Raw genomic sequence first — 25,682 nt, forward strand, 5'->3', positions numbered from 1 at the left:
AACATTTTTTTGCGATGCCTGTAACCCAATGGCTCCGGCATACGAATTTCTTGCAGGGAGACACCATGGAGAGTGTGGAAGAACGCCTGCGCGGCTTGTTGATGCAGGGGCTGGATGCCGACGCAGCCGCCTACCAGCGCTTTTTGAAAGAGCTGAGCGCCCACCTGCGCGCCTTTTTGCGCCGCCGCCTCGCGCAGCGGCTCGATGAGGTGGAAGACCTGGTGCAGGAGACGCTGCTGGCGGTGCACAACCAGCGCCACACCTACCGGCCCGAGATGCCGGTGACGGCCTGGGTGCACGCGATTGCGCGCTACAAGCTCATCGACTGGTTGCGCTCGCATGCCGTCAAAGAGGGGCGCAACGACCCGCTGGACGATGCCGACGAGTTGTTTGCCCGCAGCGACAGCGAGGCCGCCGAAGCCCGGCGGGACCTGGGGCAGTTGCTGCGCACGCTGCCAGACAAGCAACGGCTGCCGATTGAGTATGTGAAATTGGAAGGTTTGTCGGTGGTCGAGACGGCGCGCCTCACGGGGCTGTCGGAATCGGCTGTCAAAGTCGGCGTGCACCGGGGGCTCAAGGCCCTGGCCGCCAAGATCAGGGGAATGGCATGAAAACCGATGAATTGATCCACTTGCTGGCCACCGATGACCGGCCGGTGCAGCGCAACGCGATAGAGCAGCGCTTTGTGGTGGCCGCACTGGCGGGCATTGCCGGCGCCGGGGTGCTGATGCTGGCCCTGTTCGGTCTGCGCCCTGATCTGCTGGCCACCATGGCGCTGCCCATGTTCTGGGGCAAGCTGGTGTTTGCCGCCGCGCTCGCTGCTGCCGGGCTGGCGCTGCTGCGCCGCATGGCCCGCCCGGGCATGGCGCTGGGCCACGCAGCCCTGTGGCTGGCCGTGCCGCCGCTGGTGCTGTGGGCCATGGCCTTGTGGGCGTTGTCGCAGGTGTCCGCCGCAGAGCGCATGCCGCTCATCCTGGGCAGCACCTGGCGCACCTGCCCGTTCAATATCGCGGCGCTGTCGGTGCCGGCATTTGTTGCAGGCTTTTGGGCCCTCAAGGGCGCTGCCCCCACGCGCCTGGTGTGGACGGGTGCGGGCGCTGGTTTGCTGGCGGGTGCGTTGGGCGCCTTGGTGTACGCCCTGCATTGCCCCGAAATGGCCACGCCCTTCCTGGCTGTCTGGTATGTGGCGGGCATGGCCATCCCGACTGCGCTGGGGGCGGTGCTGGGGCCGCGCCTGCTGCGCTGGTGAGGGGGCGCGGCAAGTGTGCCAAGCGCCCTGGTGGTTCAGGCGCTGACGCGTTTGTTGTAGGCGCGGAAAACCGTGTCCAGCGTCCAGCCCAGCGATTCGTAGAGGGACTGCGCTGTGGTGTTGGTGTGTGCTGTGGTCAGGTCCATGCGCACCTTTCCATGGGTGCGGGCAGTGGCTTCTGCTGCCATCAGCAAGCTGCGCCCGGCGCCTGTCTTGCGGGCGGCGGGGGCCACGAACAGGTCGTACAGCGTGTAGATAGGGGCGGCCTCCACCGAGCAGAACGTGGGGTAGAGCTGGCAAAAGCCTACCGCCGTTTGCGACGCATCCAGCGCCAGCAGGATCACCGACTCTTCACGCTCTAACCGCTCCGCGATGAAGGCCTTCGCTCCGGCCAGGTCTGGCGCCTGCGCGTAGAACTGCCGGTAGGCATCAAACAGCGGCGCGACGGTGTCAGCGTCGGCCGGGGTGGCAAGGCGGATGTGAACAGTGGTCATGGAGACGTTGGGATGGCTGTGGGGCGCGAAACTGCACCAGGTTCTTGCAAGGCTGTACCCCGGATGGAATACAGGCGGACGCGGATTGTAGGAGGGGCTGTCCGCGTCTTGGGCGGTGGTGTGCAGGGTCAGGCAACGTCGCTGCGGGGCTGCAGCCACTGCGCCACCGCTTCCACCCGCGCCTGGTGGATCAACGCACCCACCTGCGGCCCAGCCACGCCCTTGGCCGCCGCCTGCGCTGCAATGTCGCGCGTGACGACCGATTGGACGGCCGCCAGCACAGCCGCCAGCCGCTGGCGCTGCGGGTAGGTGGATTCTTCAAACCCCAGCCGTCCGCGCGCATCGCATTCGCAGGCCAACAGGATGTCGGCGAACCGCTCGGGCTTGCGGATGGCGTCGCAGCGCTCCAGAAGGCGCACCAGCGCGGCGGCCGACAGATCGGTGCTGCGGTGGATGTGGCCGTGCTCGCGGGCCACCACATCGGCCGTCTCGCGGCAGTCCACGGGCACGCGCAGGCGCTCGGCCACGTCTTTCAGCAGCTCCGCACTGCGCTCCTCATGCCCGATGTGGCGCGGCAGCATATCGGCGGCCGTGGTGCCCTTGCCCAGGTCATGCACCAGGCAGGCAAAGCGCACCGTGAGCGGCGCCTGCAGCCGCGCAGCCATGTCCAGCACCATCATCAGGTGCACGCCCGTATCCACCTCGGGGTGGTACTCGGCCCGCTGGGGCACGCCCCACAGGCGCGCCACTTCGGGCAACAGCACCTGCAGCGCGCCGCACTCGCGCAGCACCTCGAACATGCGCGAAGGCTTTTCTTCCATCAGCCCCCGCGCCAGCTCCTGCCACACGCGCTCGGCCACCAAGTGGTCCACCTCGCCATGCGCCACCATCTCGCGCATCAGTTGCATCGTCTCGGGCGCCACCGTGAAGTCGGTGAACCGCGCTGCAAACCGCGCCACGCGCAGAATGCGCACCGGGTCTTCGCGGAAAGCGTCGGTCACATGGCGCAGCACCCGCGCCTCGATGTCTTTGGCGCCAGAATATGGGTCAAAAATGCCTCCAGCGCTTGTCCCATAAGCGCTAGTAGCTATTGCATTGATAGTGAGGTCGCGGCGGGAAAGGTCTTCTTCCAGCGTCACGTCGGGCGAGCTTTCCACCACAAAGCCCCGGTAGCCGCGCCCACTCTTGCGCTCGGTGCGGGCCAGCGCGTATTCCTCGCGTGTCTCGGGGTGCAAAAACACCGGGAAGTCTCGGCCCACGGGCAGGTAGCCCAGCTCCAGCATCTGCTCGGGCGTGGCACCCACCACCACCCAGTCGTGGTCATTCACCGGCCGGCCCAGCAGCTTGTCGCGGACCGCGCCGCCCACCATGTAGATTTGCATCGGTGTAGTTTAGGACGAGCACTCGGCCGTATATTCAAGCCCACCATGTCCCTATCGTCCGAACTCACCATTGCCCAGCTCAACCCCGACGGCAGCGTGCCCGTGCCCACGGCGCCCGACGCAGCGGCCAACGCCGCCGCCGAAGCCCTGCAGCGCGAGGCGCAGCTCGAAGCCCTCAAGGCCAAGGTGGACGACCTGCAAGAGATCCTGGCCAAGCCGCTCAATGAAATCCTGGCCGACCGCGACAAGTTCAAGGAAGCGATGGCCGCGTGGGACGCCTTCGGCGCCATGTGGATGCTGTCACAGCGCGCCATGAAGCGCGTGGCGCTGGATCTGGCTGCGCAGCAGGGTGTGAGCGACGAAGAGGTGGTGGCGCGTGCGCTGGCCTATGCCAACCAAGTGCTGAACGCGGAGGAGGAAGACCTGGGCGGCACCATTGCCCCCGCCCAGTTAGCGCACATTGCGCGGCACAAGCCGTTTTTGCGCAAGCAGTTCCGGTAGTTGGGCGGGTGCGCCCACGCCTGTTCAGCGGAACACCGGTCTGAAAAAGCTCCGCTCATAACTCACGATGCACCCCGTCTCCTCGGCGTAGCGGAACGCTGCCTGGCACTCCGCGTCCTGCATTGACTGCTGGCGGTACACCTCGTAGGCCGCGAGGCTCTCAAACGTGAACAGCGCCAGCGCGATGTTGTTGGCGCCCTCGCTGGGCATGAAGTAGCCGTGGTGCTGGCCACCGAATTTCTCGACCAGTGGAATCCACAGCTTGCCGTAGTGTTCGAACTCCTTGAGCTTGCTGGTGTTGAGCACGTAGCGCAGGTAGATGGTGACAGCCATGGCGATGCTCAACCCTCGGTATGGCGCAGGCGGTACGGCTCTTCGAAGTCCAGAAAGTCCTTCTCGGTCAGGGCTTCGTCGATCCAGGCTTTCACGCCGGGCAGAGCGCGCACGCGGTCTACATAGGCCTTGATGGGGGTGGGTACGGGCAGGGCATAAGAGTGCAGGCGCATGCACACGGGGGCAAAGTAGGCGTCGGCCACGGTGAACTCGCCAAACAGCATAGGGCCGCCGTGCTCCTGCAGCAGTGCACTCCACATCTCCACCAGGCGCTGGACGTCGGTGCGTACGCCGGCTTTGTCGCGCCAGATCAGCGCGCCGGCATCGGCCAGATTCGCCTCAATGTTCATGGGGCAGTTGCCGCGCAGGGCGGTGAAGCCGCTGTGCATCTCGGCGCAGACGCTGCGTGCGCGCGCTCGGGCCTTGGCGTCCGCGGGCCAGAGCTTCTTGTCGGGGTGGGTTTCGGCCACGTATTCGGCAATCGCCAGGGTGTCCCAGACGACCAGATCGCCATCGACCAGTGCAGGCACCTTTCCCGTGGGGCTCACGGGGCTCATCACACGCTTGAACTCCGAATCGGCGTCAAAGCTGTCGAAGCGCACGCGCACTTCTTCAAACGCAATGCCCGCCTGCTTGAGCAGTACCCAGGGGCGCATGGACCAGGAGGAGTAGTTCTTGTTGCCGATGTAGAGCTTGAGCATGGGGGCACCTGAAAAATGAAGGTCAGCCTGCCATGCTAGCGGCTGCGCGATGCGCCAGCGATGCGAAAAAAGGCCTGAATGATGCGCAGCGCGCATCACCGGGCCCCGAGGAGCCGGTCTGGCCGCTCAGACAGGCCAGACCACCCCGTTGTCGTTCAGGATGGCATCGAGCGGCAGGTCGAACTCCTCAGGCTCGAAATCATCCAGGTAGCCATGGGTGAAGCCCAAGCCCACGGTGAACGGCTTGGGTTGCAGCGTGGCCAGCGTGCGGTCGTAAAATCCGCCGCCATAGCCCAGCCGGTAGCCACCCGGCGCGTAGCCCACGCACGGAACAAACAGCAGCGTGGGCACGATGACCTCGGTGTCCTTGGGCTTGGGGATGCCGTAGGCGTCTTCTTCCATGGGACAGCCGGGGTACCAAGCGTGGAAGGTGAGGGTCTTGTGCTGCTTGTTGACCACGGGCAGGCCGATGCGGCGGCGCAGGGGCTCGTCCAGCAACTCGCCGTCTTCCTTCCAGCGGTGCAGGGCGGGCAGGGGGTCAAACTCGCCCTTGATGGGCCAGTAGGCACCAATCACCGTATCGGGCCGGTTCACCAGCCAGATGCGCATCACCTGCTGTAACAGGTCGGCCCGCTGTAGGCGGTCCGGCAGGTTGAGGCGTTCTTCTATCAATGCGCGCCGAAGGGCTGCTTTGTCCATCAGATAATTCCCCCATGCAATTTCTCAGAGCGATTCTGACACCCCTTGTGGCCGCCACCCTGCTGGCTGCTACCGCGCCCCTTGTCATGGCGCAAAACCGTGGTGACGATACCCTGCTGGAGATGCAGCAGGCGTTCCGCAAGGGCGACCGCAACAAGCTCGCGCAGCTGCTGCCAGCGGCACGCGGCCATGCGCTGGAGCCCTGGGCTGCCTACTGGGAGCTGCGCGTGCGTCTTGGCGAGGCCTCGCCACAGGAGATCCAGTCCTTCATGCAGCGCTACGCCGGCACCTACCAGGAAGACCGCCTGCGCAACGACTGGCTGCTGCTGCTGGGTCAGCGCCGCGACTGGAGCCAGTTTGCCGAGCAGCACCCGAGCTACCGCATGTCGGACGACCGCGAAGTGCGCTGCTACGCCCTCCTGATCGACCAGATCAAGGGCACGGCGCCTGCCACGGTGGCTGAGGACGTGCGCAGCAACTGGTATGCGATCCGCGACGCCGACGATGGCTGCACCCACGCCGCGCGCGAGCTGTACGGCTACAAGAAGCTCTCGGCCCTGGATGTGTGGCGCAAGGCCCGCCTGGGTGTGGAGGCCAACCGCCCCCGCGTGGTGCGTACGGCGGTCGAAATCGTCTCGCCGGAATCGCTGCCGCAACTCAAGGATGTGCTCGATGCGCCCAGCAAGTACCTGCTCTCGCGCGCCACTGCCGCTGGCAAGGCCCGGCAGGAACTGGTGCTGCTCGCCCTGTTGAAGCTGGCCACCAGCGACCCGGACAGCGCGGCCTACCAGCTGGAGAACAAATGGGGCGTGCACCTCTCTGCCGAAGAGCGCAACTGGGCCTGGGGCGTGATTGGCAAGACCGCCGCGCAGAAGCTGGCCAGCAACGCCCATGGCTACTTTGCCAATGTGACCAAGGACAGCGACCTCAACGACGACCTGCTGGGCTGGAAGGTGCGTGCCGCCCTGCGCGCTGGCCAGTGGAAGGCCGTGGGCAAGGCGGTGGACGCCATGGGCCCTGAAGGCCGCCAGGACAGCACCTGGGTGTACTGGAAGGCGCGCTCGCTGCTGGCGGGCCGCGTGAGCGATGCCGAACGCGCCGAAGCACGGCAACTGCTCGAAGGCATTGCCGGAACGCGCGGCTTCTATGAGCAGCTGGCGCTCGAAGAGCTGGGCCAGCGCATCACCACGCCGCCCGCGCCCGCGCCCCTCACCGCCGAAGAAAAGGCCGCCGCTCGCGCCAACCCGGGGCTCAATCGCGCCCTGTACGCCATCCTGCTGGGCCTGCGCAGCGAAGGCGTGCGCGAGTGGAACTACACCACCAACCTGCACCAAAGCGGCGGCATGCCCGACCGCGAACTGCTGGCCGCCGCCGACTTCGCCTGCCAGCGCGAGGTGTGGGACCGCTGCATCAACACCAGCGAGCGCACCAAGAGCGTGGTGGACGTTACGCAGCGCTTTCCCACCCCCTTCCGCAGCGCGGTGGTGGAGCGTGCCAACGGCATCGGCCTGGACCCGGCCTACGTGTACGGTCTGATCCGCCAGGAAAGCCGCTTCATCATGGATGCGCGCTCGCACGTGGGCGCCTCGGGCCTCATGCAGGTGATGCCCGCCACCGCGCGCTGGACGGCCAAGAAGATCGGTCTGAACGGTTTCACGGCCGACCAGATCAATGACCGCGACACCAACATCACCATCGGCACGGCCTACCTCAAGCTCGCGCTGGACGACTTTGCGGGCTCCATGCCCATGGCCGCGGCCGCCTACAACGCAGGCCCCGGCCGCCCGCGCAGCTGGCGCAACGGCCCGGTGCTGGACGCCGCCATCTGGGCCGAGAACGTGCCGTTTGCCGAGACGCGTGACTACGTGAAGAAAGTGCTGTCCAACACCACCAACTACGCAGCCATGCTCACCGGCCAGCCCCAGTCGCTCAAGAGCCGCCTGGGCACGATCGGCCCGCGCGATGCGGCGTTGCCAGAGGTGAACAAGGATTTGCCTTGATGGGTCGGTGGTTGCTATAAAGAGAAGAGCTGCTGGCGCTTATCGGATAAGCGCTAGGGCCTATTTTTGCCAATATTTGGAGGGGTAAGCCATGAGAAAACTGGGTTGGGTGGCCATGGCCTCCCTGGCGATGGTTCTGGGCGCAGCAGCGCAGGCGCAGCCGGTGTACAAGTGGGTCGATGCCGACGGTAAAACCCATTACGGATCGCAGCCGCCGCCTACCTCGCAGGATGCCGAGCCGATGAAGCTGCAGAACAACAACGGCACCAGTGGCAGCGGTGGTGCAGGCAGCAAGGGCAGCGTCTCTTCTGCTGGCAAGTCGGCGGGTGCCACCCAGTTCAACCCCGATGGCACCAAGAAGATTCCGAAAGACGTTCAGGAATTTGGCGAGGGGCTGAAGAAGGCCCTGGGCACGGTGGACGGCAAGCAAGTGCCGCTCAACTGCGCCACCGCCGTGGACAACATCCACTACCAAGCCGACCTCATGCTGGAAGTGGGCCAGAAGAACGTGCGCGACGGTTACATGGCCCAGGCGGACTTTGACAAGGCGGCACCCAAGATCCGTGAAGCCAAGGGCAAATACAGCGTATCGGACTGCCAGGGCGCATCGGGCAACAAGAAGGCGTTCTACCAGTGCATGTCCAGCAGCAACAACCATGTGACGGGGTGCGACAAGCAGCACAAGCATTGAAGCCGTGCCGAGGCGCTGTGTGCCGCCCCCCAAGAGGGATGCCTGCAGCGGCCCGGTCAAGGGCGTGCCATGGCGGCACTGACTGAGGTGCGTTGCTGCGGTCAGCCGGGATGCCAAGGTCCGGGCGGACGTCGTATCTATGCGTTGTGCAGCATGTCGCCTTGGCGGGTGGCCGCACCGGACCGCACCAGTTCGTCGCTCAGGCTGCCAAGCCATTCAACCTCGGCCTGATCTGCAAAGTGGCGCTCGCGCAGCATGCCGAAGTAGGGCGTGGCCTGCGCCCAGGCAGCCAGGTCCTGGAGACTGATCTGCTGCCATTCCAACAGCTTGTACTTGAGCAGCACCTTGGCCGCATAGAGCGCATGTTTGCCCGGGTTGCGCACAAAACCGTCCAGGCGGCGGCGTGCGCCATCGATAGCACGGGGCGCATCGGCAAACACCGGCCCGTGGCCGGGGATCACGACCTGGGGCGATAGCTGCTCGATCACATCCAGCGTTGCGGCCACCTGGGCGAACGCGTCTTCGCCTTCCAGCTCGGGAAACACCACGCCAAAGCCGTTTTCCCACAGCGCATCGGCCGAGATCAGCACACGGCCCTGGGGCTCGAACAACACCACCGAATGCGGATCGTGGCCCGGCGCGGCATGCACCTGCCAGGGCTTGTCGCCGAGCAGCACGCAGGAGTCGGGCATGAGCAGCGTGTCGGCCCGAAAGGGCGGACATTCCTGGCCCGTCGGTGTGTAGCTGAGCGCATAGGCATCCCACTGGCGCACATGGTCGGCCTGGCCGGGTGGAATGGCCGTGAGCACGCCGGGCCAGGCCTTTTGTAGCGCGGCATTGCCGCCGCAGTGGTCGCTGTGCAGATGGGTGTTGAGCACACGATCCAGCGCGCGGCCCTGCAGCGCGTCGCGCACCAGGTCCACAGTCTGTTCGGCATGGCTGCAGTAGCCGGTGTCCACGATGGCCGTGTCGTGGTGGCCGACGAAGAGGATGTTGTTGGCCGAGAGCCAGCCGCGTTCGAGAACGGTGATTTCAGGGGGCAGGAGATCGTGGGGCGCTGTGGTGGGCATGGGTGCAGGAATTCGGGGCATCGGTGGCGGGCATCAACGCCGCGCCGTGGGCTGCTGCCCAGCGTACCGCAGGTCGCGCCTGCCCGAAGTCCTCCAAAACCCGCAGCCTGGCCACCCAGGCTGTGTCAGAACGTCACGCCCGCCACCAGAATCACATTGGCATAAGGCGTGCACTCACCCGTGCGCACCATCACACGGGCTTGCTGGGTCAAGCGCTTGAACTCATCGTGCGATACGGCCTGGGGATCCACCGGCAAGTGGCACCAGGCGGGCAACTGCCCTCTATTGCGCTCCACGGCTTCGGTGGCGATCAGCGCTTTTTCGACCTGCATTTCGTCCAGCACCACCCGCAGCACATCGGCCACGGCCGGGATGCCCGGCGTCAGCGCCAGGTCAATGCGGCGCGGGCCGGGGGGAATGGGCAGTCCCACGTCGCCAATCACCAGCATGTCGCCGTGGCCCAGGGTGGCGATGGCGTGGGAGAGTTCGGCGTGCAGCAGGGCGGTGCGTTTCACAGGGGGCTCCAGGCGGGCGGTTGGGGGCTTTGCGCCACGGCGGCGCGGGTGGGGATGGAGGGCTGGGCGCCGGGCTGGGTGACGCACAGCGCCGATGCTCGGATGCCTTCGCGCACGGCGGCGTCCAGCGGCTCGCCGCGTGCCAGCGCCACGGCCAGTGCACCCAGGAAAGTGTCACCAGCGGCCGTGGTGTCCACGGCTTTCACGACCAGGCCGGGGTGGTAGCGGTTGCCTGCCGCATCGGCGGCCACGGCGCCCGCAGCGCCCAGAGTTACTACGACCTGTGCGGGGCCCTTGGCGCGCAGGGCTTGTGCGGCCTGCGCGGCATCGGCGGGGGTGTCCACGTTCTGGCCTGCCAGCGCGGCGGCTTCCACCTCGTTCACCACCAGTGTGTGCACCAGCGGCCACATCGCTTCGGGCAGGGGCTGGATGGGGGAGGGGTTCAGCACCACGGGGCAGCCAGCGGCATGGGCCATCGCGGCGGCGGCCAGCACCTGGGGCAGGGGCGTTTCAAACTGCAGCACCAGACCGCCTGCGCCTTGCAGCGCAGCGCCCAGCGCGGCGGCGTCCAGCACAAAGCGGCCATTGGCGCCGGGCACGACCACGATGCGGTTCTGCCCGCTGGCCTCCACGGTGATGGCGGCGACGCCGGTGGTGGTGTCGGTGTCGGTCTGCACGCCGCTGTGGTCGATGCCGTCGGCGTCGAGCCCGGTGCGCAGCGTGTGGCCGTAGCCGTCGTCGCCCACGCGGCCAAACAGGGCCACCCGGGCACCCTGGCGCGCACAGGCCACGGCCTGGTTGCCGCCCTTGCCGCCGGGCACCAGGTGCAGGGCGTCGGCCAGCACGGTTTCGCCGGGGCCGGGCGCATGTTGCACCTGCAGCACCAGGTCCATGTTCAGGCTGCCGACGACGGCGATGCGGGGGGCAGTATTCAATGGGTTGTTGTTCATGCCGCAGCCCCCGGGGCTGGCGCGGTGGACGAGCGCACGCGCAGCTCAGGCTGCAGCATCACCTTGCGCGCGTCCTGGCGCTTGCCGTCGATGCGCTCCAGCAGCATGTCCACGGCCAGCGCGCCGATGCGCTGCTTGGGCTGGGCCACGGTGGTGAGCGGCGGGCTGGTGAAGGCGGCCAATTCGATGTCGTCAAAACCCACGATGGACAGTGCCTCGGGCACGCGCAGGTCGCGTTCGTGCGCGGCACACAGCGCGCCCATGGCCATGAGGTCGTTACACACGAAGACGGCGGTGGGCGGCTCGGGCGCGCGCAGCATGGCGTGCATGGCTTCGTAGCCACCCTGGCTCGTGAAGTTGCCATGCCACAGCAGGCCCTCGCCGGTGCCGCAACCTGCATCGGCCAGCGCCGTGCGCCAGCCGGCAATGCGCTGCTCGCTGGGGGCAATGCCTTCGGGGCCGCCAATGCAGGCAATGCGGCGGTGGCCCAGCGACAGCAGGTGGCGCGTGGCTAGCAGGCCGCCCTGCATGTGGGCAGTTTCCACCAGGTCGCAGGGTTGTTGTTCGGCGATGTCGATTTCGCGGTCCACCAGCACGGTGGGGATGGACAGGCCCGCCAGCTGCGTGGCCAGCGTGGCGTCGTGCCCGGTAGAGACCACGATCAGCCCGTCAATGCGCCGCTCGGCCAGCACCTGCAGGTAGGTGCCCTGGCGGTGCGCCTCGTCGTTGGTGTTGCACAGGATGACGTTGTAGCCCGCGCCAAAGCAGCGGTCTTCCACGCTGTGCACGATCTCGGCAAAGTAGGGGTTGGAGCTGTTGGGGATCAGCATGCCCAGCGTGCGCGTGTTGTTGCTCTTGAGGCTGCGCGCGATGGCGCTGGGCACATAGCCCAGGGCGCGGATGGCGGCCTCCACGCGCTCGCGCCCCTCGGGGCTCACGCGGCGCGTGCCGTTGACAACGTGCGACACCGTGGTGACCGACACCTCAGCGTGGCGCGCAACGTCCTTGATAGTAGCCATGCAAAAAGAAGAATGAGGTCGTTGTTGGTGGGGCAGACGGTCGCGGTAATCAGTCTCTCAGACCTTGGCGCGGCGCTGGCGCAGCGTGTCCACGATGACGGCCGCCACGATCACAAAACCCGTGATGATGCGCTTGCTGGGCTCGCTGGCGCCCACCTGGGCCAGGCCTGCCTCCAGCACCGCGATGATGAGCACGCCAAACGCGGTGTTCACCACCGAGCCGCGCCCGCCCATGAGGCTGGTGCCGCCAATCACCACGGCCGCAATCACCTGCAGCTCCATGCCGGTGCCGGCGTTGGGGTCGGCGGCTTCGAGCCGGGCCGACTGCATCAGGCCCGCCAGGCCCGCCAGCAGGCCGGTCATGGCAAACACGATGACACGGATGGGGCGCGGGTCCACACCGGCCAGGCGCATGGCTTCTTCATTGGTGCCAATGCCCACCACGCAGCGGCCAAACACAGTGCGCGACAGCACCAGCTGCGCCACCACCACCAGCACCACGGCCAGCAAGAAGGCGAACGAGATGCCGCCAAAGAAGGGTGCTGACAGCCACGAGATCGCATCGCCCACGTACTGCGTGCGCGAGTCGGTCACCACATACGCGCTGCCACGTACGGCTTCGAGCATGCCCAGCGACACGATGAACGAGGGCAACCGCCACGCGACGGAAATGGTGCCCGTGATGGTGCCGCACACCAGGCCCGTGGCCAGTGCCAGCGCGGCGGCGGCCGGCACCGTCCAGCCCCACTGCAGGATGGCAGCGGCCGAGGTGGCGGCGGCCAGCGCCATCACAGAGCCCACCGACAAATCGATGCCCGCGATGATGAGCACAAAGGTCATGCCCACGGCCATCACGGCCAGGGCCGGGATTTCGTTGGCGATGGTGATGAAGGTCTCGGCGCTCCAGAAGTATTCGGACAGCGACGAGAACAGCGCCACCATGCCTGCCAGCACGGCCAGCAGGCCCAGGTAGGTGCCCAGCTGGCTGCGCCAGACCGAGGCCGAGGAGGGCGCCGCAGCGGGCGCGGCAGATGTGGTGGGGGCGTTCATGCGGTCACAGGAGAAGAAGTTGAAGGGGTGGTGCTGGTGCGTCCGCCGGGCTCGGAGAACGCGGCCGCCAGCAGCGATTGCTCGGACCACTCGCCGCGCTCGAACACGGCCACCAGGCGGCCTGCGCTCATCACGCCGATGCGGTCGGCCATGGCCATGAGCTCGCGCAGGTCGGACGACACCATCAGCAGCGCGCGGCCCTCGGCGGCCATGCGGTCCAGCTCGCCGTACAGCTCGGCGCGCGCGCCCACGTCCACGCCGCGCGTGGGTTCGTCCAGCAGCAGCACGCGGCCTTCGCGGTGCAGCCAGCGGGCAAACACCACCTTTTGCTGGTTGCCGCCCGACAGTTGCCCCACGGGTTGTTCCGGGCCGTGGCAGCGCACGCGCAGGGTGCGGATGAATCCCTGCACCAGGCGGCTTTCGAGCCCGCGCTGCAGCCAGCCGCCGCGCGACACGGCCGACAGGTCGGACAGCGTGGCGTTGATGCGGATGGGCTGCGACAGCAGCAGGCCCTGGGATTTGCGGTCTTCGGTGACCAGGCCCACACCGGCGGCGATGGCCTGCAGCGGCGACGCGAAACCACGGGGAATCGTGCGGGGTGCGGCCTGGGAAACCGCAGGTTTCTGGTTTGCTATGTTTTGTATAGCTGGTTGCGCTTGTACATCAAGCGCTAGAGGCTGTTTTTGTTCAAATTCTGGGTGCAGCGTCACGCTGCCGCGGTCTGCCCGGTCCGCGCCGAACAGCAGGCGGACCAGCTCGGTGCGGCCCGATCCAACCAGCCCGGCAATGCCGAAGATCTCGCCCGCGCGCAGCTCCAGGCTCACGTCCTGCACGGCGGTGCCCCGGCCCAGGCCCTGGGCGCTCATCACCACGGGGCCGATGGGGCGGCGCGGGCGGTGGTCCAGGTCGCTGACCACGCGGCCCACCATGCGCTGCACCAGGTCGTCCTCGCTCATGCCCGCCATGGCGCGCACGTCCACCAGGCGGCCATCGCGCAGCACCGCCACGCGGTCGGCAATGCGGCGCAGTTCTTCGAGCCGGTGCGACACGTAGATGATGGCCACGCCGCGTGCGGTGAGGTGCGCGATCTGCTCGAACAGGTAATTGGTCTCGCGCGGCGTGAGCATGGCCGTGGGCTCATCGAGCACCAGAATGCGCGTGTCGTCCTGCAGGTTGCGCGCAATCTCCACCATCTGCTGCTGGCCGATGCCCAGCTGCGAGACCGGGGTGGCGGGGTCGATGTTGTCGAGCCCGATCTTGGCCAGCTGCGCACGGGCAGCGGCGTGCAGCACATCGCGCTGTAGCCAACCCAGCCGGTGCGGCAGACGGCCCATCAACAAATTCTCGGCCACGGTGAGCGTGGGCACCAGGCCCAGCTCCTGCATCACCATGCGCACGCCGTGGCGCTCGGCATCGCGGCGCGACGTGGGGGCGTAGGCCTGCCCCGCCAGCTGCATGCCGCCGCGTGTGGGCTGTTCCAGCCCGCAGAGGATCTTGGACAGCGTGCTCTTGCCCGCGCCGTTCTCCCCGGTCAGCGCCAGCACCTCGCCCGCAAACAGTTCCACGTTCACGCCATCGAGCACGGTGGCGGTGTAGTCCTTGCCCACTGCCTGGATGGCGAGCAGGGGCGGGGACTGAGGAGCGGGCGAGCGACTGGGCATGGGGGCTTGAAGTGGGCGGCTGCAGGGCGGTGGTTATCTATTGAGCGGCGAACAACGCCAGAAGGGCCTTGTTCGCCGCTCTCGGATTTACTTGCTGTCTTTCGTCACCAGCACCACATCCGTCTTCACCGTGGCGGGCAGCTGGTTCTGCGGCGTCTTGGCGGCCAGGGCCTTCTGCGCCAGTTCGATGCCGAACACGGCCTGCTTGGCGGCGTACTGGTCGGCGGTGGCCAGCACGCGGCCGTCCTGCAGCATGGGCTTGATGGCGCCGATGTTGTCGTAGCCCACCACCTGCACCTTGCCGGTCTTGCCAGCGGCCTTCACGGCGGCCACGGCGCCCAGGGCCATGCTGTCGTTGCCAGCCAGCAGGGCGACCAGGTCAGGGTGCTCGCGCATCATGCCGGCGGCCACGGTGTTGCCTTTTTCAATCTCCCAGTTGCCGGACTGCACGCCCACCACGGTGATGTTGGCGGCCTTCATGGCGTCCTGGTAGCCCAGGGTGCGCTGCTGCGCATTGAAGGTGGTGGACACGCCTTCGATGATGCCGACCTTGTCGCCCGCCTTCAGCGTCTTGGCCAGGTGGTCGCCCACCAGCTTGGCGCCTGCACGGTTGTCGGGGCCCACGAAGGGCACGGTGATGTTCTTTTCCTTCAGCGCGTCGGCATCGAGCTGGTTGTCGATGTTGACCACGAGAATGCCTTTGTCGATGGCCGCCTTGACCACGGGCACCAGCGCCTTGGAGTCGGCCGGGGCCAGCACGATGGCGCTGACCTTCTGCGCCACGGCCTGCTCGATCATCTTGATCTGCGCGGCGGTGTCGGTCTCGTTCTTGATGCCGTTGGCCACCAGCGTGTATTCGCTGGCGTGGGCCTTCTGGTGCGCCTTGGCGCCGTCTTCCATGGTGCGGAAGAACTCGTTGGCCAGCGACTTCATGATGAGCGCGATCTTGGGCTTGTCCTGCGCAAACGCAGGGCTGGCCAGCAGGCTGCCCACAACGGCGAGGGCGGCGGCGGTCTGAACGGAACGGCGGGTGAATCGCATGGGTTTTGTCTCCGGGTTGGAATGTGGACGAAGGCGACCGACAGCGTGGTGGGGAATCCTTGGCAGACCTTTTGAGGAAGAGCGGCTGCGGGTGCCCGGTGCCTTGTCGCGAACGGGATGATAACGAAAGCAAACGTTTGCGCAAACGTTTGCTAATCGGTAAAAACCCGGAGAAGAGGCCTGTGGTGGTCGCTGCCTGACCCTCGCCGTCTGGGGCGCGGGGCGGGCTGCTCGTTCTCAGAGGTTGTAGCGGCCGGGCGAAAGAATGGCCTCTGGGTCCAGCAGCTGCTTGACCCTGCGGGCCAGCGAAAGCGCCGGGTCGTCCCCTTGCGATGCCAGCTTGTGGAACGCCTGCGAACCCATGCGGTAGGGCACGATGCCATACTGGCGGCCTTCGTCGAACAGCATGTCGAAGCAGCGCTGGGCGCGCTCGTGGTCGGCGCTGGAGCGGCCGTCAAACAGCAGTGGCACGGAACTGTCGAAGCAGCGGTCAGACAGGCTGGTGAGCGTGATCAGCGGCTCAAACCCGTGCTGCAGGCAGACACGGGCCACCAGGGCTTCGAAAGTCTGCACGGTGTCGGGCACCATCGGCACCAGGGGGGCGTACCACATCAGCCCCCGCTCGCCACTTCGCAGGGCGCCGGTCAGGTCCTCGGGCAGCGGGGCGCCGGATTTCCAGTAGGGCAGGCGCAGCGCCACATCGTCGGGGATGCCCTCCATGAGGTTCAGCGCGCTCAGCATGCGCGCGGCCTGGTCCGGGCCGAAGCCCAGGCGTGCCGCGATGCCGGGAAAGCGTGCTGCGAGGCTCTGCAGCAGACCGGCTCTGCCGCGGTTCAGGCGCACGCGGCGGCCGCTGCAGTGGGCAAAGGCGCGCAGGATGGTCGCCACCGCAGCACGGGCCACGGGCGCCTCGCCATACACGCTGCCCACCACCAGGTAGGCGCCCAGCCCGTGGTCCCGCAACAGTTCGTCCAGCTCGCGGGGCTGCAGTGGGGTGCCGCGCGCCAGGGCCGCTGCGGGGTAGGGGCAGGTCATCGACGCGAGGCGGTAGCCGTTGAGGATGTTCACACCGCCCATGACCCCGCCCGTCGTGCGCAAGAGCCCGCGCAGTGTTTGCACGGTGGGTGCCAGCTGGTCTGGCCGGCCCAGGAAGATGTAGAAGGCCTCGACATGCGGCGGGCGTTGCGCCAGGGCAATGGTCATCTGGGTGACGACCCCGAAGTTGGACTGCGAGAACAGGCCATCCAGGTACGGGCCGATGCCCCACTTGTAGCCATGCCCCACGCGGTCGCCGCCCAGCGCCCCCAGGCGCGGCCGGTACACGCTGCCGTCCGCCAGCACGGCCTCCAGCGCCATCACGGCGCCGAAGTGGTCTGCATGTGGGGTGATGCCATAGCCGCGCTCCAGCGCATTGCCCACCAGGCTCACGCTGGGGCCGGCGCCCGTGGTCGGGACCATGAACGGCAGGCCCCGCTGATCCAGGTGCGCGCGCAGTTGTCCCTGGGTGACGCCGGGCTCCAGCGTGGCGGTGCCCAACTCGGCGTCCACCGCAATGATGCGGTTGAGCTGGGACAGGTCGAGGACCACACAATCGTCCGAGGGCGGGAGCGCCCCCCCGTAGCCCCAGTTCCGCCCCGTGCTGATCGGGTGCAGGGGCACGCGGTGCTGTGCCGCGATGCGCACGATCTCTGCCACGCTGCCAGAGCGCGCGGGGCGCAAGGCGGCGGGGATGCGGCGTGTGCTGCCTGCGCCGTACAACGCGGCCGCGCTGGGGGCGGACAACACGCTGTCTGTGCCGAGCACGGAGCGCCAATCCTGCAGCGCCTGGTCCAGCGCCGATACCTTCAGCATGCAGCGGGCTCCTGTTGTTGCAGCGCGGCCTGGATGCGGTGGCGTATGCCCTGCGCTTCTGCGTTGGAGAAGCTGTGCGAGAAGAACGGCGGGGGCTCGCCAGTATCGCGGGAGCCGTGGGCATCGCGTGCCAGGAGCTGGCGCCCGATGTGATGGAAATCTGCCACCAGCAGAACCCCTGGTGCCTTTACACGCGGGTTGGACTGGGGGGCACCGTGCGGTGTGAAGCCCAGCACCCGCGTGTAGAACGCGACATGCCGTGGGTTGACTTCCACCACCGCATGCGTGGCATGGCTGATCTGGTGCGCGAAGATGAAGGCCACATGGAACAGGGATGCCAGCGTGGCAGGCGTTGGGGCATGGGGCGCGGTAGCGAGCTTGGTGAACTCGCACAGCGAGGCACCACGCGCGCGGAATCCGTCAAGATGCTCTTGAAAGCACTCGTCAGACAGCAATCCGTGCCCCCGATCCAGCTGGACGGTGAGCGTGCCGGTCACCTGCTTGTTTTCATAGGCCACGATGGTCATGCGTTCGGGCGACAAGGTCAGAGTCTGGAAGCCATAGCCCCGTTGCCGATAGCGGCGGTTGAGCAGCCCCAGCGCGTCCTGCAGCACCGAAGTGCGGCGGGCGATCCGGATCTTGAACCCCATGCCGCGGGGCTGTGGGGGGAACGCCGAGTGCAAGAACAGTGTACTGGAGGGTGGGTCGCCGACCGGCGTGGCCTGCGATGGGATGCCGTGCGGGAGATGGGCGCGCTTTCGGAGTGCCTGGACCAGGTGCCTGATCGTCAATGCGTTGCTGCGGTCATGCATGGCGGGCCCCCCGCTGTACCAGCCATTCGGCCAGCGGGACAACGAAGCGGCGGCCCAGAAGCCCCACCGACAGCCACATCAGGCCCGACCAGAAGGGGATAGAGGCAGCCTCCGGTTCGGGGTAAGACCACAGGCCCTGGCTGAGGCCCACCCACTCCACAAGCAACCCAAGCACCACCGCGCACAGGCCATAGGCCAGGTCGCCCGGGCGGTGGAACATGGCGAGCAGCAAGGCGCTGGATACCGATGCGGCCAGGGTGAGTGCCTGTGTGTCGCCGTCGAACGCCGAAAATGCGATGACTGTGGCCAGCAGCCCCACCCAGGCCGTCCCGTGCAGGCGGACAGACTGGGGCGGCTGGCCCACAAAGCGCACCAGGTGCAGGTACCAGCCCATCCACAGCACGGGCTCGTGCCAGGGCATGAGCAAAAAGTCCTGCTGGTGGAAGGCAAAGGCACCCGCGCGCAGCGCCATGTAGTTCTGCAGCACAAAAAAGGGCGCGACCAGTGCGCACAGGGCCCACTCTCTGCGCTCCAGCGGGCGGAACACCAGTGCCCATTGCACGGGCAGCATGAAGGCCAGCAGCCAGGAGGTCTCGATGGTGCTGATCTGCACCAGGGTCAGGGCGAGGCTGGCGGCCACCACCACACGCCCGGGCGTGCTTTGCAGGCTGCGTGTGCTGCATGGCCCCTGGCTGTTGGCTCCTGGTGGTGGCGCATCCCCATGGCAGGGGGCACACCGGGCGGTGCTGGGGGTGTCGTTCATGCCCCTGATTTCAGGCCAAAGCGGCCCGATGGGCCATTGCACTGAACGGCTAATACCTAAGTCGTAGGCCGAACGCCCAGCAGGTGCAGCAGCAAGGCGCGCAGCTTGCCGGGGCGCACGGGTTTGTGCAGGACTGCGTAGCCGCTGTGGGCGGCTTCCCGCAGGCGCTCGGGTGCGGTGTCGCCCGTCACGAGCACGCCCGGCAAGGGGCGTCCGCAGAAGGCCGTGACTTTGGCAATGGCCTGGGCGCCGGTTTCGCCGTCGCGCAGGCGGTAGTCGCTGATCACCAGGTCTGGCACCGATCCCTCCTTTGCCAGGCGGTCCAGCAGTTCGTCGGTGCTGGCTGCTGCAACCAGCGTACAGCCCCAGTGTTCGAACAGCTGGCGCATGCCTTCCAGAACGATGGGGTCGTCGTCGATGGCGGCGATGCGCCGGCCTTGCAGCGATGGCAAGCCCTCGGCCACTGGAGCGGTCGTGGCTGCCGTGGTCGGGGCGGGGGCTGTGCTGCGCGGCAGCACGATGGTGAAGGTGGAGCCGCAGCCGGGCGCCGAACGCAGCAGCACCGGATGATCGAGCATGCGGCCCACGCGCTCCACGATGGCCAAGCCCAGGCCGACACCGTTGCTGCGGTCCCGCTCCGGGTTTCTGATCTGGTAGAACTCCTGGAAGATCTCCTTGTGCAGCGGCTGCGGAATGCCCGGGCCGCTGTCGCGCACCTCGATGAGCACCTTGCCCGGGCGCAGGCGGCAGGTCACCAGCACCGTTCCTTGCCGGGTGTGCTGGATGGCATTGCTCACCAGGTTGCGCACCATGCGGTCGAGAAGCGCCGCATCGCTGTGCACCACGGGCCCCTCTGCAGGCAGGCGCAGGGCAAAACGCAGGCCCTTGCTTTCGGCAACGGGGCGGAACTCTGCCTCGATCCGTGCCAACGTGTGCTGTAGCGCAATGGCCCGCACGTCGCGGGGGATGACTCCCGCATCCAGCTTGGAGATGTCGAGCAGGGCGTTGAACAGGTCTTCCAGCGTGTGGATGGTGGCGGTGATGCTGTGCACCAGGTGCTGCGAGGCTTCATCCTGGATGCGCGGGCGCAGCGATTCAAAAAGCAGGCCCAGTGCATGCATGGGCTGGCGCAGGTCGTGGCTGGCGGCGGCGAGAAAGCGTGACTTGGACAGGTTGGCATAGTCGGCCTGTTCCTTTTGCTGCTTCAGTGCGTCGATGAGGTCCATGTTCTCGAACCGGAGCACCAGCGAACGCTGGATCATCGCGCGCACGTTGTGCGCGAAGGCCAGTGTGGCGAAAGCCAGGGCCAGCGTCAGGCTGGCAAGGATGACACCGTTGCGCCCCTGCATGCCTGCCGCGCCAACCAGGGTGAGGGCGAGCATGGGCACGATGTACCCATAGAACAGCCGCCGGTCGGTGGACAAGAAGGCCGCACCGCCAAAGGCCATGCCGGTGATCGCCGGGAACACGATCTGGTGGAAATGTGCGGACTGCACGAAGAATGGCAACAACCCGGCGGCGCCCCACATCGCGCCGGTGCACCATGCGATCTCTGCGAAACGGCGCGCTGCGGTCTCGACCGCCTGGGGGGCGGGCCCGGCCAGCGCATGCCGGTAGCGCCGGTAGTCCCACACTCCTTTGAGGGTGAGTGCGCCACTGAAACCACCCCATCCCACCAGCATGCTGGTGGATGCCGTCCCCCACAGCGCGCCGATCACGAGCAGGCTGAGAACGAAGTTCGCGCTGAGCGTGAACGGGTAGTTGCGGTAGATCAGCCGCACCTGCTCGGTGCGCATGCGTTCGGCCCAGGCGGCGTCCGGCGGCGTCATTGCAGTGCCGTCAGGAGGGGCCGTCACCGCGCTGGAACAGCGCCACGATGGCCTGGGCGCGCGAGGTCACATTCAGTTCGCGCAGGATGGCCGTCACATGCACCTTGACTGTGTTTTCGGCCAGGTTCAGCCGGCGTGCAATCTGCTTGTTCGACTCGCCCAGCACCATGAGGCGCATCACCTCTTTCTGCCGCTGAGTCAGGTCGAGCACGCCGTCCTTCGGCAGTGCGTCTGGCGCCTGTGGGTCGAGCAGGATGTGCGAAGGCAGGTAGGTGTCGCCCGCGAGCACCAGCCGCAGCGCATGCTCCATCACCTCGGCCGAAGAGGCCTTGGGCACGAAGCCGAGTGCACCCAGGCGCAGCACAGCCATCACCTCGTGCGGGTCCTCGGAGGCCGAGACCACCACGATGGGCAGTGCCGGGTGCTGGGCACGCAGCGTGGCCAGGATCTCCATGCCGTCCAGCCCTGACAGGCGCAGGTCGAGCAGCACCAGGTCCACATCGTCGGCCAGCAGGGCCTGCGCCTCGTCGTAGGAGGCGCATTCCAGCACCGTGGCCTCAGGGTCCAGCCGCAGGGTGATGGACCGGAGTGCCTGGCGGAACAGGGGATGGTCGTCCAGAAGAAGGAACTTCACGGTGCGGAAAAGGCGGCTTGGGGTGTTCTGGCGGGTGGGGCGGCGCCCGACGCGTTACCGGGCGTGCGCAATGTAGCACCGGATGCGTGTGGTGCACAGGAGGTATGGCACCGGAAAAAAGACAGTCCGCCAGTTGCGCCGGGTGCAAAAAGAGGGCACCCCAGCTGCGTTGGGTTTGGGGAGACTCTTGCCGCAGGGACCGGGCGCGTTGGGCCGACCCCAGCCTGCGCGGGCTTGGACGATGGCCCCGAAGGGCCGACTGCAGCGGCCGCACTGCATGGCGCAGCCGCTCAGGGGGCGCCTTTACTTGCGCAGCTCCCTGCGCAGGATCTTGCCCACGTTGCTCTTGGGCAGTTCGTCACGGAACTCGATGTACTTGGGGCGCTTGTAGCCGGTGAGGTTCTGGTGGCAGTAGTTGGCCACCTCGTCCTCGGTCAGGGCCGGGTCGTTCTTGATGATGAACACCTTGATGGCCTCGCCCTGCTTCTCATCGGGCACACCAATGGCTGCGCATTCGACCACGCCGGGGCACAGGCTGATGACCTGCTCCAGTTCATTGGGGAACACATTGAAGCCGCTCACCAGGATCATGTCCTTCTTGCGGTCGATGATGCGGGTGTAGCCCTGCGGGTCCATGATGCCGATGTCGCCCGTGCGCATGAAACCATCGGGCGTGAAGGCCTTGGCGTTCTCTTCGGGCTGGTTGTAGTAGCCCACCATCACGTTGGGGCCGCGGATGCAGATCTCGCCCGACTCGCCCTGGGGCAGGCTGTTGCCTTCGTCGTCTTTGATGGCGATATCGATGCCCGGCAGCGGCAGGCCGATGTTGCCGCTGAAGGTGGTGCTGATCACCGGGTTGTTGGTGCCGATGGCGCAGGTCTCGCTCATGCCCCAGCCTTCGATCATGGTGCTGCCGGTGACCTTCTGCCACTGCTTGGCCGTGCCTTCGCTGGCCGCCATGCCGCCAGCCTGCGACACGCACAGGTGCGAGAAGTCCAGCGCCTTGAACTGCGGGTTTTGCAGCAGCGCGTTGAACAGCGTGTTCACCGCAGGCAGCATGTGGAAGGGGCGCTTCTTGAGTTCAGCCACGAACTTCGGTATGTCGCGCGGGTTGGGAATCAGCGTGAGGCTGGAGCCCTGGCGGATGGCCAGCAGGCACAGCGTGAGCGCGAAGATGTGGTACAGCGGCAGCGCGGCAATGCTGTTGGCCTTGCTCAGGTCGCCCACCTTGGACAGCGCGGGCGTGAACCAGGCCTCGGCCTGCAGCGTGGCGGCCACGATGTTGCGGTGGGTGAGCACCGCGCCCTTGGACAGGCCCGTGGTGCCGCCGGTGTACTGCAGGAAGGCAATCGAATCGAGCGTGGCCTGGCTGGGTGCGAGCGACTTGTGCTCGCCCAGCGACAGCGCCTTCTTGAAGGTGACGACCTTGCGGCCGTTCGACAGGGGCAGGTCATAGGCGGGCACCATCTTGGCTAGGTGGCGCACGGCAAAGGTGATCCATTTGCCAAACCAGAAGCCCAGCAGGTCGCCCATGGAGGCCATCACCACATGTTTGACGGCCGTGTGGTCGATCACATCGGCCAGTGTGTGGGCAAAGTTCTCCAGGATCACGATGGCTGTGGCGCCCGAGTCCTTGAGCTGGTGCTCCAGCTCGCGGGCGGTGTACAGCGGGTTCACGTTCACGCAGGTGTAGCCGGCGCGCAGCACGGCGGCCATGGTCACGCCAAACTGCGGAATGTTGGGCAGCATGATGGCCACGCGCGCACCGGGCTCCAGCCCCAGGCTTTGCAGATAGGCGCCCAGCGCGGCCGAGCGGCGTTCCAGCTCGCCATAGGTCATCCACTGGTCCATGCAGACCGAGAACGGGCTCGATGCGTGTTTGCGGAACGATTCTTCCAGCAGGTGGGCCACAGAGCGGTATTGCTCGGGCTGCACGTCGTGCGGTACGCCCGGGGGGTAGCTCTTGAGCCAGATCTTTTCCATGCGCTTGTTTCCTTGTGCTCGCCAAATGCCATTGATAGGTGGGCACAGATTGTGGAAGGCGGGCGCGTTGCGGGCTATCGGGCTTGTCCTAGTGTGCTGGCGAGCTGGGTCCCGCAGGTGACAGGATCGGCGTCGAAGAGCAAATCCATCAGCGCGCGCTCGCGCTGCTCGATGGTGGCCAGAAACTGCTCCACCCCGCCGCGCTGGCGCGCGAGCTGGCCGAAGGTGTCAAACCCCGCCTCCAGAAACCTCTGCAGCGCACCCATGCCGGCCGCGTTGGCCGGGCCCCGCATCATGCGCAGCATCATCCGCAGGCCGGGGGTGCGCGTGAGGCGCGCCAGGTCATTCCCCATGGCCAGCACGCGCTGCAGCTGCTGCGCTCGTGCATGGCGCTGGCCCACAGTGCGCCAGGCTGCGGTGTAGCGGATGGCGTCGCTGGCTGCGTTGGCTTCATGCACCAACCACGCGCGGCCCATGTCCTGGTCCAGTTCCTCGGTCTGTGCGTGCAGCACGGCCAGGGCCACGGCGGTGGTCACCACTGGCTGGGGGAACATGGTCTGCAGCGTGCCCGCAATGCGGCCAAACTGCAGGTCGCGGTCGGTGTAGTCGGTGTCGCTGTACAGCTCTTCCAGAAAGAACCGCGCTGCCGGGCCAAACGCGGGCGAGCCCATCAGGTCCGCATAGGTGCCCCGAAAGCGCCGTGCTTGCAGGCTTTTCACGCTGCCCACCGCCGCCCCCAGCGCCGGGTCGCCCGTGCGGTGCAGGCGCAGGGCGGTCACGTCGGCGATGCAGTCGCGGATGGTCTGGGCGGCATCCATGGGGCGGGTTCCTTTCTGCGTTCTGCGGGGTACGGTGTCGGGCGGTGGCCAGACCGCACAATGCGGCTGGTCAATTACAACATTTGGCCTCACCACCATGATCGCGCGCTGGCAACGAATCCTGCTCCTGTTCATCCTGCTGACCATGGCCGCCTGGCTGGTGTGGCAGTGGCCCTATTCACCGTTGCGTGCCGTGCTGGGGGCACTGGTGCCGCTAGGCATTTACCTGGTGGTGATGGCGGTAGAGTTTGTGCTGATGCACATCACCAACCGTGCCGATGCTGCGCCCCGCGCCCGCCTGTCACAGGTCGTGGGTGCCTGGTGGGCCGAGGTGTGGGTGGCGTTGATGGTGTTTTGCTGGCGCCAGCCGTTTCGCCACCAGTCATTGCCCGATTGGCTGCCTGCGCAGCCCACCGGAAAGCGCGGCGTTGTGCTGGTGCATGGCTTCATGTGCAACCGGGGCCTGTGGCTGCCGTGGTTTGCGCATTTGCAGGCGCGGGGGCATGCCTATGTGGCGGTCAATCTGGAGCCGGTGATGGGGTCGATTGACGAGTATGCGGACATCATTGAAGACGCCGTTCGCAAGGTGACTGCCGCCACGGGGCAGGCGCCGGTGTTGTTGTGCCACAGCATGGGTGGCTTGGCGGTGCGGGCTTGGCTGCGGGCGCACCAGGCCGACGGCCGAGTGCACCGTGTGTTGACGCTGGGCACGCCGCATGGGGGGACGTGGTTGGGGCGTTTCAGCCGGGCGGTGAATGGGCGGCAGATGAGCTTGGCGGGGGACTGGGTGGTGGCGTTGCAGCGGGCGGAGCCTGCGGGGCGGGCAGCGTTGTTTACCTGCTGGTATTCGAACTGCGACAACATCGTGTTTCCGGCGACTACTGCGGCGTTGGTGGGGGCGGAACACCGGTTGGTGGAAGGGGTTGCGCATGTGGAGATGGCGTTTGACCCTGGGGTGATGCGGGCCTGTCTGGAGGAGATTGAGCGATAGTTTTTTTGGATGATTTTGGCTGCTAGCGCTTTTCTATAAAGCGCTAGCAGCTATTGTTTTTGTAGCTATTGAGTCTTGCCGGGAGCGTTTGGTCTTCGCTTGCTGAAGCCTGGGCTTTCGGTGGCTACTGCATGCCAGTGTTCCGGGCGGGAGCCGGGACTCGCCCCGGCGGGCGAGGTACTTGTTCTTTGCTTCGCCAAAGAAAAGTACCCAAAAGAAAGGCGACCCCCAGTCTGCGACCCCTTCGCTTCGCTATGGGGCAAACCTGCGGCGGGGCGGTTGCGGGGTGCGCCGTGGAACTCGCTTTGCGCCTGCGGCGCGCCGCTCGGACAACCACGGCGAGTCAGTTCACAAGGCATGGGCGCTTCGACGCCCATGCTCACCCCACAACCGCCCCGCCGCAGGCGCAGCCAGCAGGGGGGTGGGCAGTCGAACATCCAACAGCCGAACAGCCAAGCAGCCGCACGGGCCTTTGCTGCGCTCGGCCCCATCTCGTGGGCGCAAGCGCCTCGCGCTGCGCAGGCTGGGCCGAGTGCAGCGATGGCCCGTGTGGATGTCCGATTCGCGGGTTCCCTTCTGTATGCGCCTGGGGCGCGCAGGGCGGGGGTGGCGCGTGTGCCGAAGGACACACGCGCTTCGTGAACT

General features: G+C 66.8%; 25 protein-coding genes. 6 read left to right on the top strand and 19 right to left on the bottom strand.

The window, feature by feature from the left end:
* Nucleotides 1-65: 65 nt before the first annotated feature.
* Together ACT89O_RS03595 and ACT89O_RS03600 are read left to right on the top strand one after the other, a co-directional pair.
* Nucleotides 66-611 carry a sigma-70 family RNA polymerase sigma factor gene (locus ACT89O_RS03595; protein WP_218298913.1) on the top strand — a complete coding sequence of 182 codons (546 nt, stop codon included), beginning with the start codon at nt 66-68 and terminating at the stop codon, nt 609-611.
* Complete coding sequence (locus ACT89O_RS03600; RefSeq protein ID WP_121507641.1) at nt 608-1,249, top strand: NrsF family protein; 642 nt, start codon at nt 608-610, stop codon at nt 1,247-1,249. The genes ACT89O_RS03595 and ACT89O_RS03600 overlap by 4 nt, the downstream gene beginning before the upstream one ends.
* A 35-nt stretch (nt 1,250-1,284) precedes the next feature.
* On the opposite strand, the gene ACT89O_RS03605 is transcribed toward ACT89O_RS03600, so the two are convergent.
* Nucleotides 1,285-1,743, bottom strand: a complete 459-nt coding sequence (locus tag ACT89O_RS03605) for an N-acetyltransferase family protein (protein WP_487256868.1) — start codon at nt 1,741-1,743, stop codon at nt 1,285-1,287.
* A 128-nt stretch (nt 1,744-1,871) separates the two neighbouring features.
* A complete protein-coding gene (locus ACT89O_RS03610; protein ID WP_487261855.1) occupies nt 1,872-3,125 on the bottom strand; it encodes a multifunctional CCA addition/repair protein in 1,254 nt (417 codons plus the stop codon).
* Nucleotides 3,126-3,170: 45 nt separating this feature from the next.
* On the opposite strand from ACT89O_RS03610, the gene ACT89O_RS03615 reads away from it, so the two are divergent.
* Nucleotides 3,171-3,626 carry a hypothetical protein gene (locus ACT89O_RS03615; protein WP_121507639.1) on the top strand — a complete coding sequence of 152 codons (456 nt, stop codon included), beginning with the start codon at nt 3,171-3,173 and terminating at the stop codon, nt 3,624-3,626.
* 24 nt (nt 3,627-3,650) lie between these two features.
* On the opposite strand, the gene ACT89O_RS03620 is transcribed toward ACT89O_RS03615, so the two are convergent.
* The 3 genes from ACT89O_RS03620 to ACT89O_RS03630 form a co-directional block, all read right to left on the bottom strand.
* Nucleotides 3,651-3,959, bottom strand: a complete 309-nt coding sequence (locus ACT89O_RS03620; protein WP_099731333.1) for an NIPSNAP family protein — start codon at nt 3,957-3,959, stop codon at nt 3,651-3,653.
* Between the two features lie 8 nt (nt 3,960-3,967).
* The gene (locus ACT89O_RS03625) at nt 3,968-4,660 is read right to left on the bottom strand and encodes a glutathione S-transferase family protein (RefSeq protein ID WP_487261857.1); all 693 of its coding nucleotides are present in this window, start codon (nt 4,658-4,660) and stop codon (nt 3,968-3,970) included.
* A 126-nt stretch (nt 4,661-4,786) separates the two neighbouring features.
* Nucleotides 4,787-5,359, bottom strand: coding sequence for a 5-formyltetrahydrofolate cyclo-ligase (locus ACT89O_RS03630; protein WP_121422201.1), 573 nt, complete (start codon nt 5,357-5,359; stop codon nt 4,787-4,789).
* A 14-nt stretch (nt 5,360-5,373) separates the two neighbouring features.
* Here ACT89O_RS03630 and ACT89O_RS03635 point away from each other — a divergent pair, with 14 nt between their 5' ends.
* Together ACT89O_RS03635 and ACT89O_RS03640 are read left to right on the top strand one after the other, a co-directional pair.
* Nucleotides 5,374-7,359, top strand: a complete 1,986-nt coding sequence (locus ACT89O_RS03635) for a lytic transglycosylase domain-containing protein (protein WP_431151776.1) — start codon at nt 5,374-5,376, stop codon at nt 7,357-7,359.
* A gap of 91 nt (nt 7,360-7,450) precedes the next feature.
* Entirely contained in the window at nt 7,451-8,050 is a 600-nt protein-coding gene (locus ACT89O_RS03640) for a DUF4124 domain-containing protein (RefSeq protein WP_487261858.1), read from the top strand.
* A gap of 137 nt (nt 8,051-8,187) precedes the next feature.
* On the opposite strand, the gene ACT89O_RS03645 is transcribed toward ACT89O_RS03640, so the two are convergent.
* The 14 genes from ACT89O_RS03645 to ACT89O_RS03710 all read right to left on the bottom strand — a co-directional run bounded on the left by ACT89O_RS03645 (nt 8,188) and on the right by ACT89O_RS03710 (nt 24,046).
* Complete coding sequence (locus ACT89O_RS03645) at nt 8,188-9,120, bottom strand: MBL fold metallo-hydrolase (RefSeq protein ID WP_487261859.1); 933 nt, start codon at nt 9,118-9,120, stop codon at nt 8,188-8,190.
* Between the two features lie 125 nt (nt 9,121-9,245).
* Nucleotides 9,246-9,635 carry a D-ribose pyranase gene (gene rbsD / locus ACT89O_RS03650; protein WP_487261860.1) on the bottom strand — a complete coding sequence of 130 codons (390 nt, stop codon included), beginning with the start codon at nt 9,633-9,635 and terminating at the stop codon, nt 9,246-9,248.
* A complete protein-coding gene (gene rbsK, locus ACT89O_RS03655) occupies nt 9,632-10,585 on the bottom strand; it encodes a ribokinase (protein WP_487261861.1) in 954 nt (317 codons plus the stop codon). The genes rbsD and rbsK overlap by 4 nt, the downstream gene beginning before the upstream one ends.
* On the bottom strand, nt 10,582-11,604 hold the full coding sequence (locus ACT89O_RS03660; protein WP_487261862.1) for a LacI family DNA-binding transcriptional regulator: 1,023 nt from the start codon (nt 11,602-11,604) through the stop codon (nt 10,582-10,584). Before ACT89O_RS03660 ends, rbsK begins: the two co-directional genes overlap by 4 nt.
* A 57-nt stretch (nt 11,605-11,661) precedes the next feature.
* Nucleotides 11,662-12,654, bottom strand: a complete 993-nt coding sequence (locus ACT89O_RS03665) for an ABC transporter permease (RefSeq protein WP_260666191.1) — start codon at nt 12,652-12,654, stop codon at nt 11,662-11,664.
* Nucleotides 12,651-14,315 (bottom strand): sugar ABC transporter ATP-binding protein, encoded by a 1,665-nt coding sequence (locus tag ACT89O_RS03670; protein WP_487261863.1) that lies wholly within the window; start codon nt 14,313-14,315, stop codon nt 12,651-12,653. The genes ACT89O_RS03665 and ACT89O_RS03670 overlap by 4 nt, the downstream gene beginning before the upstream one ends.
* 87 nt (nt 14,316-14,402) lie before the next feature.
* Nucleotides 14,403-15,356, bottom strand: a complete 954-nt coding sequence (locus ACT89O_RS03675) for a substrate-binding domain-containing protein (protein WP_487261864.1) — start codon at nt 15,354-15,356, stop codon at nt 14,403-14,405.
* A 237-nt stretch (nt 15,357-15,593) separates the two neighbouring features.
* The gene (locus tag ACT89O_RS03680; protein WP_487261865.1) at nt 15,594-17,207 is read right to left on the bottom strand and encodes an FAD-binding oxidoreductase; all 1,614 of its coding nucleotides are present in this window, start codon (nt 17,205-17,207) and stop codon (nt 15,594-15,596) included.
* Nucleotides 17,201-17,857 (bottom strand): N-acyl amino acid synthase FeeM domain-containing protein, encoded by a 657-nt coding sequence (locus tag ACT89O_RS03685; protein ID WP_487261866.1) that lies wholly within the window; start codon nt 17,855-17,857, stop codon nt 17,201-17,203. The genes ACT89O_RS03680 and ACT89O_RS03685 overlap by 7 nt, the downstream gene beginning before the upstream one ends.
* A 154-nt stretch (nt 17,858-18,011) precedes the next feature.
* Nucleotides 18,012-18,782 (bottom strand): hypothetical protein, encoded by a 771-nt coding sequence (locus ACT89O_RS03690; RefSeq protein ID WP_487261867.1) that lies wholly within the window; start codon nt 18,780-18,782, stop codon nt 18,012-18,014.
* Between the two features lie 56 nt (nt 18,783-18,838).
* Nucleotides 18,839-20,611, bottom strand: coding sequence for an ATP-binding response regulator (locus ACT89O_RS03695; protein ID WP_487261868.1), 1,773 nt, complete (start codon nt 20,609-20,611; stop codon nt 18,839-18,841).
* Nucleotides 20,612-20,621: 10 nt separating this feature from the next.
* Complete coding sequence (locus ACT89O_RS03700) at nt 20,622-21,245, bottom strand: response regulator (protein ID WP_487261869.1); 624 nt, start codon at nt 21,243-21,245, stop codon at nt 20,622-20,624.
* Between the two features lie 303 nt (nt 21,246-21,548).
* Entirely contained in the window at nt 21,549-23,228 is a 1,680-nt protein-coding gene (locus ACT89O_RS03705) for an AMP-binding protein (RefSeq protein ID WP_487261870.1), read from the bottom strand.
* Between the two features lie 74 nt (nt 23,229-23,302).
* Complete coding sequence (locus ACT89O_RS03710) at nt 23,303-24,046, bottom strand: FFLEELY motif protein (RefSeq protein ID WP_487261871.1); 744 nt, start codon at nt 24,044-24,046, stop codon at nt 23,303-23,305.
* Between the two features lie 97 nt (nt 24,047-24,143).
* Between ACT89O_RS03710 and ACT89O_RS03715 the strand changes: the two genes are divergently transcribed.
* Complete coding sequence (locus ACT89O_RS03715) at nt 24,144-25,037, top strand: esterase/lipase family protein (RefSeq protein ID WP_487261872.1); 894 nt, start codon at nt 24,144-24,146, stop codon at nt 25,035-25,037.
* The last annotated feature ends 645 nt before the right edge of the window (nt 25,038-25,682 follow it).

Source organism: Acidovorax sp. NN32 (genome assembly GCF_057597245.1).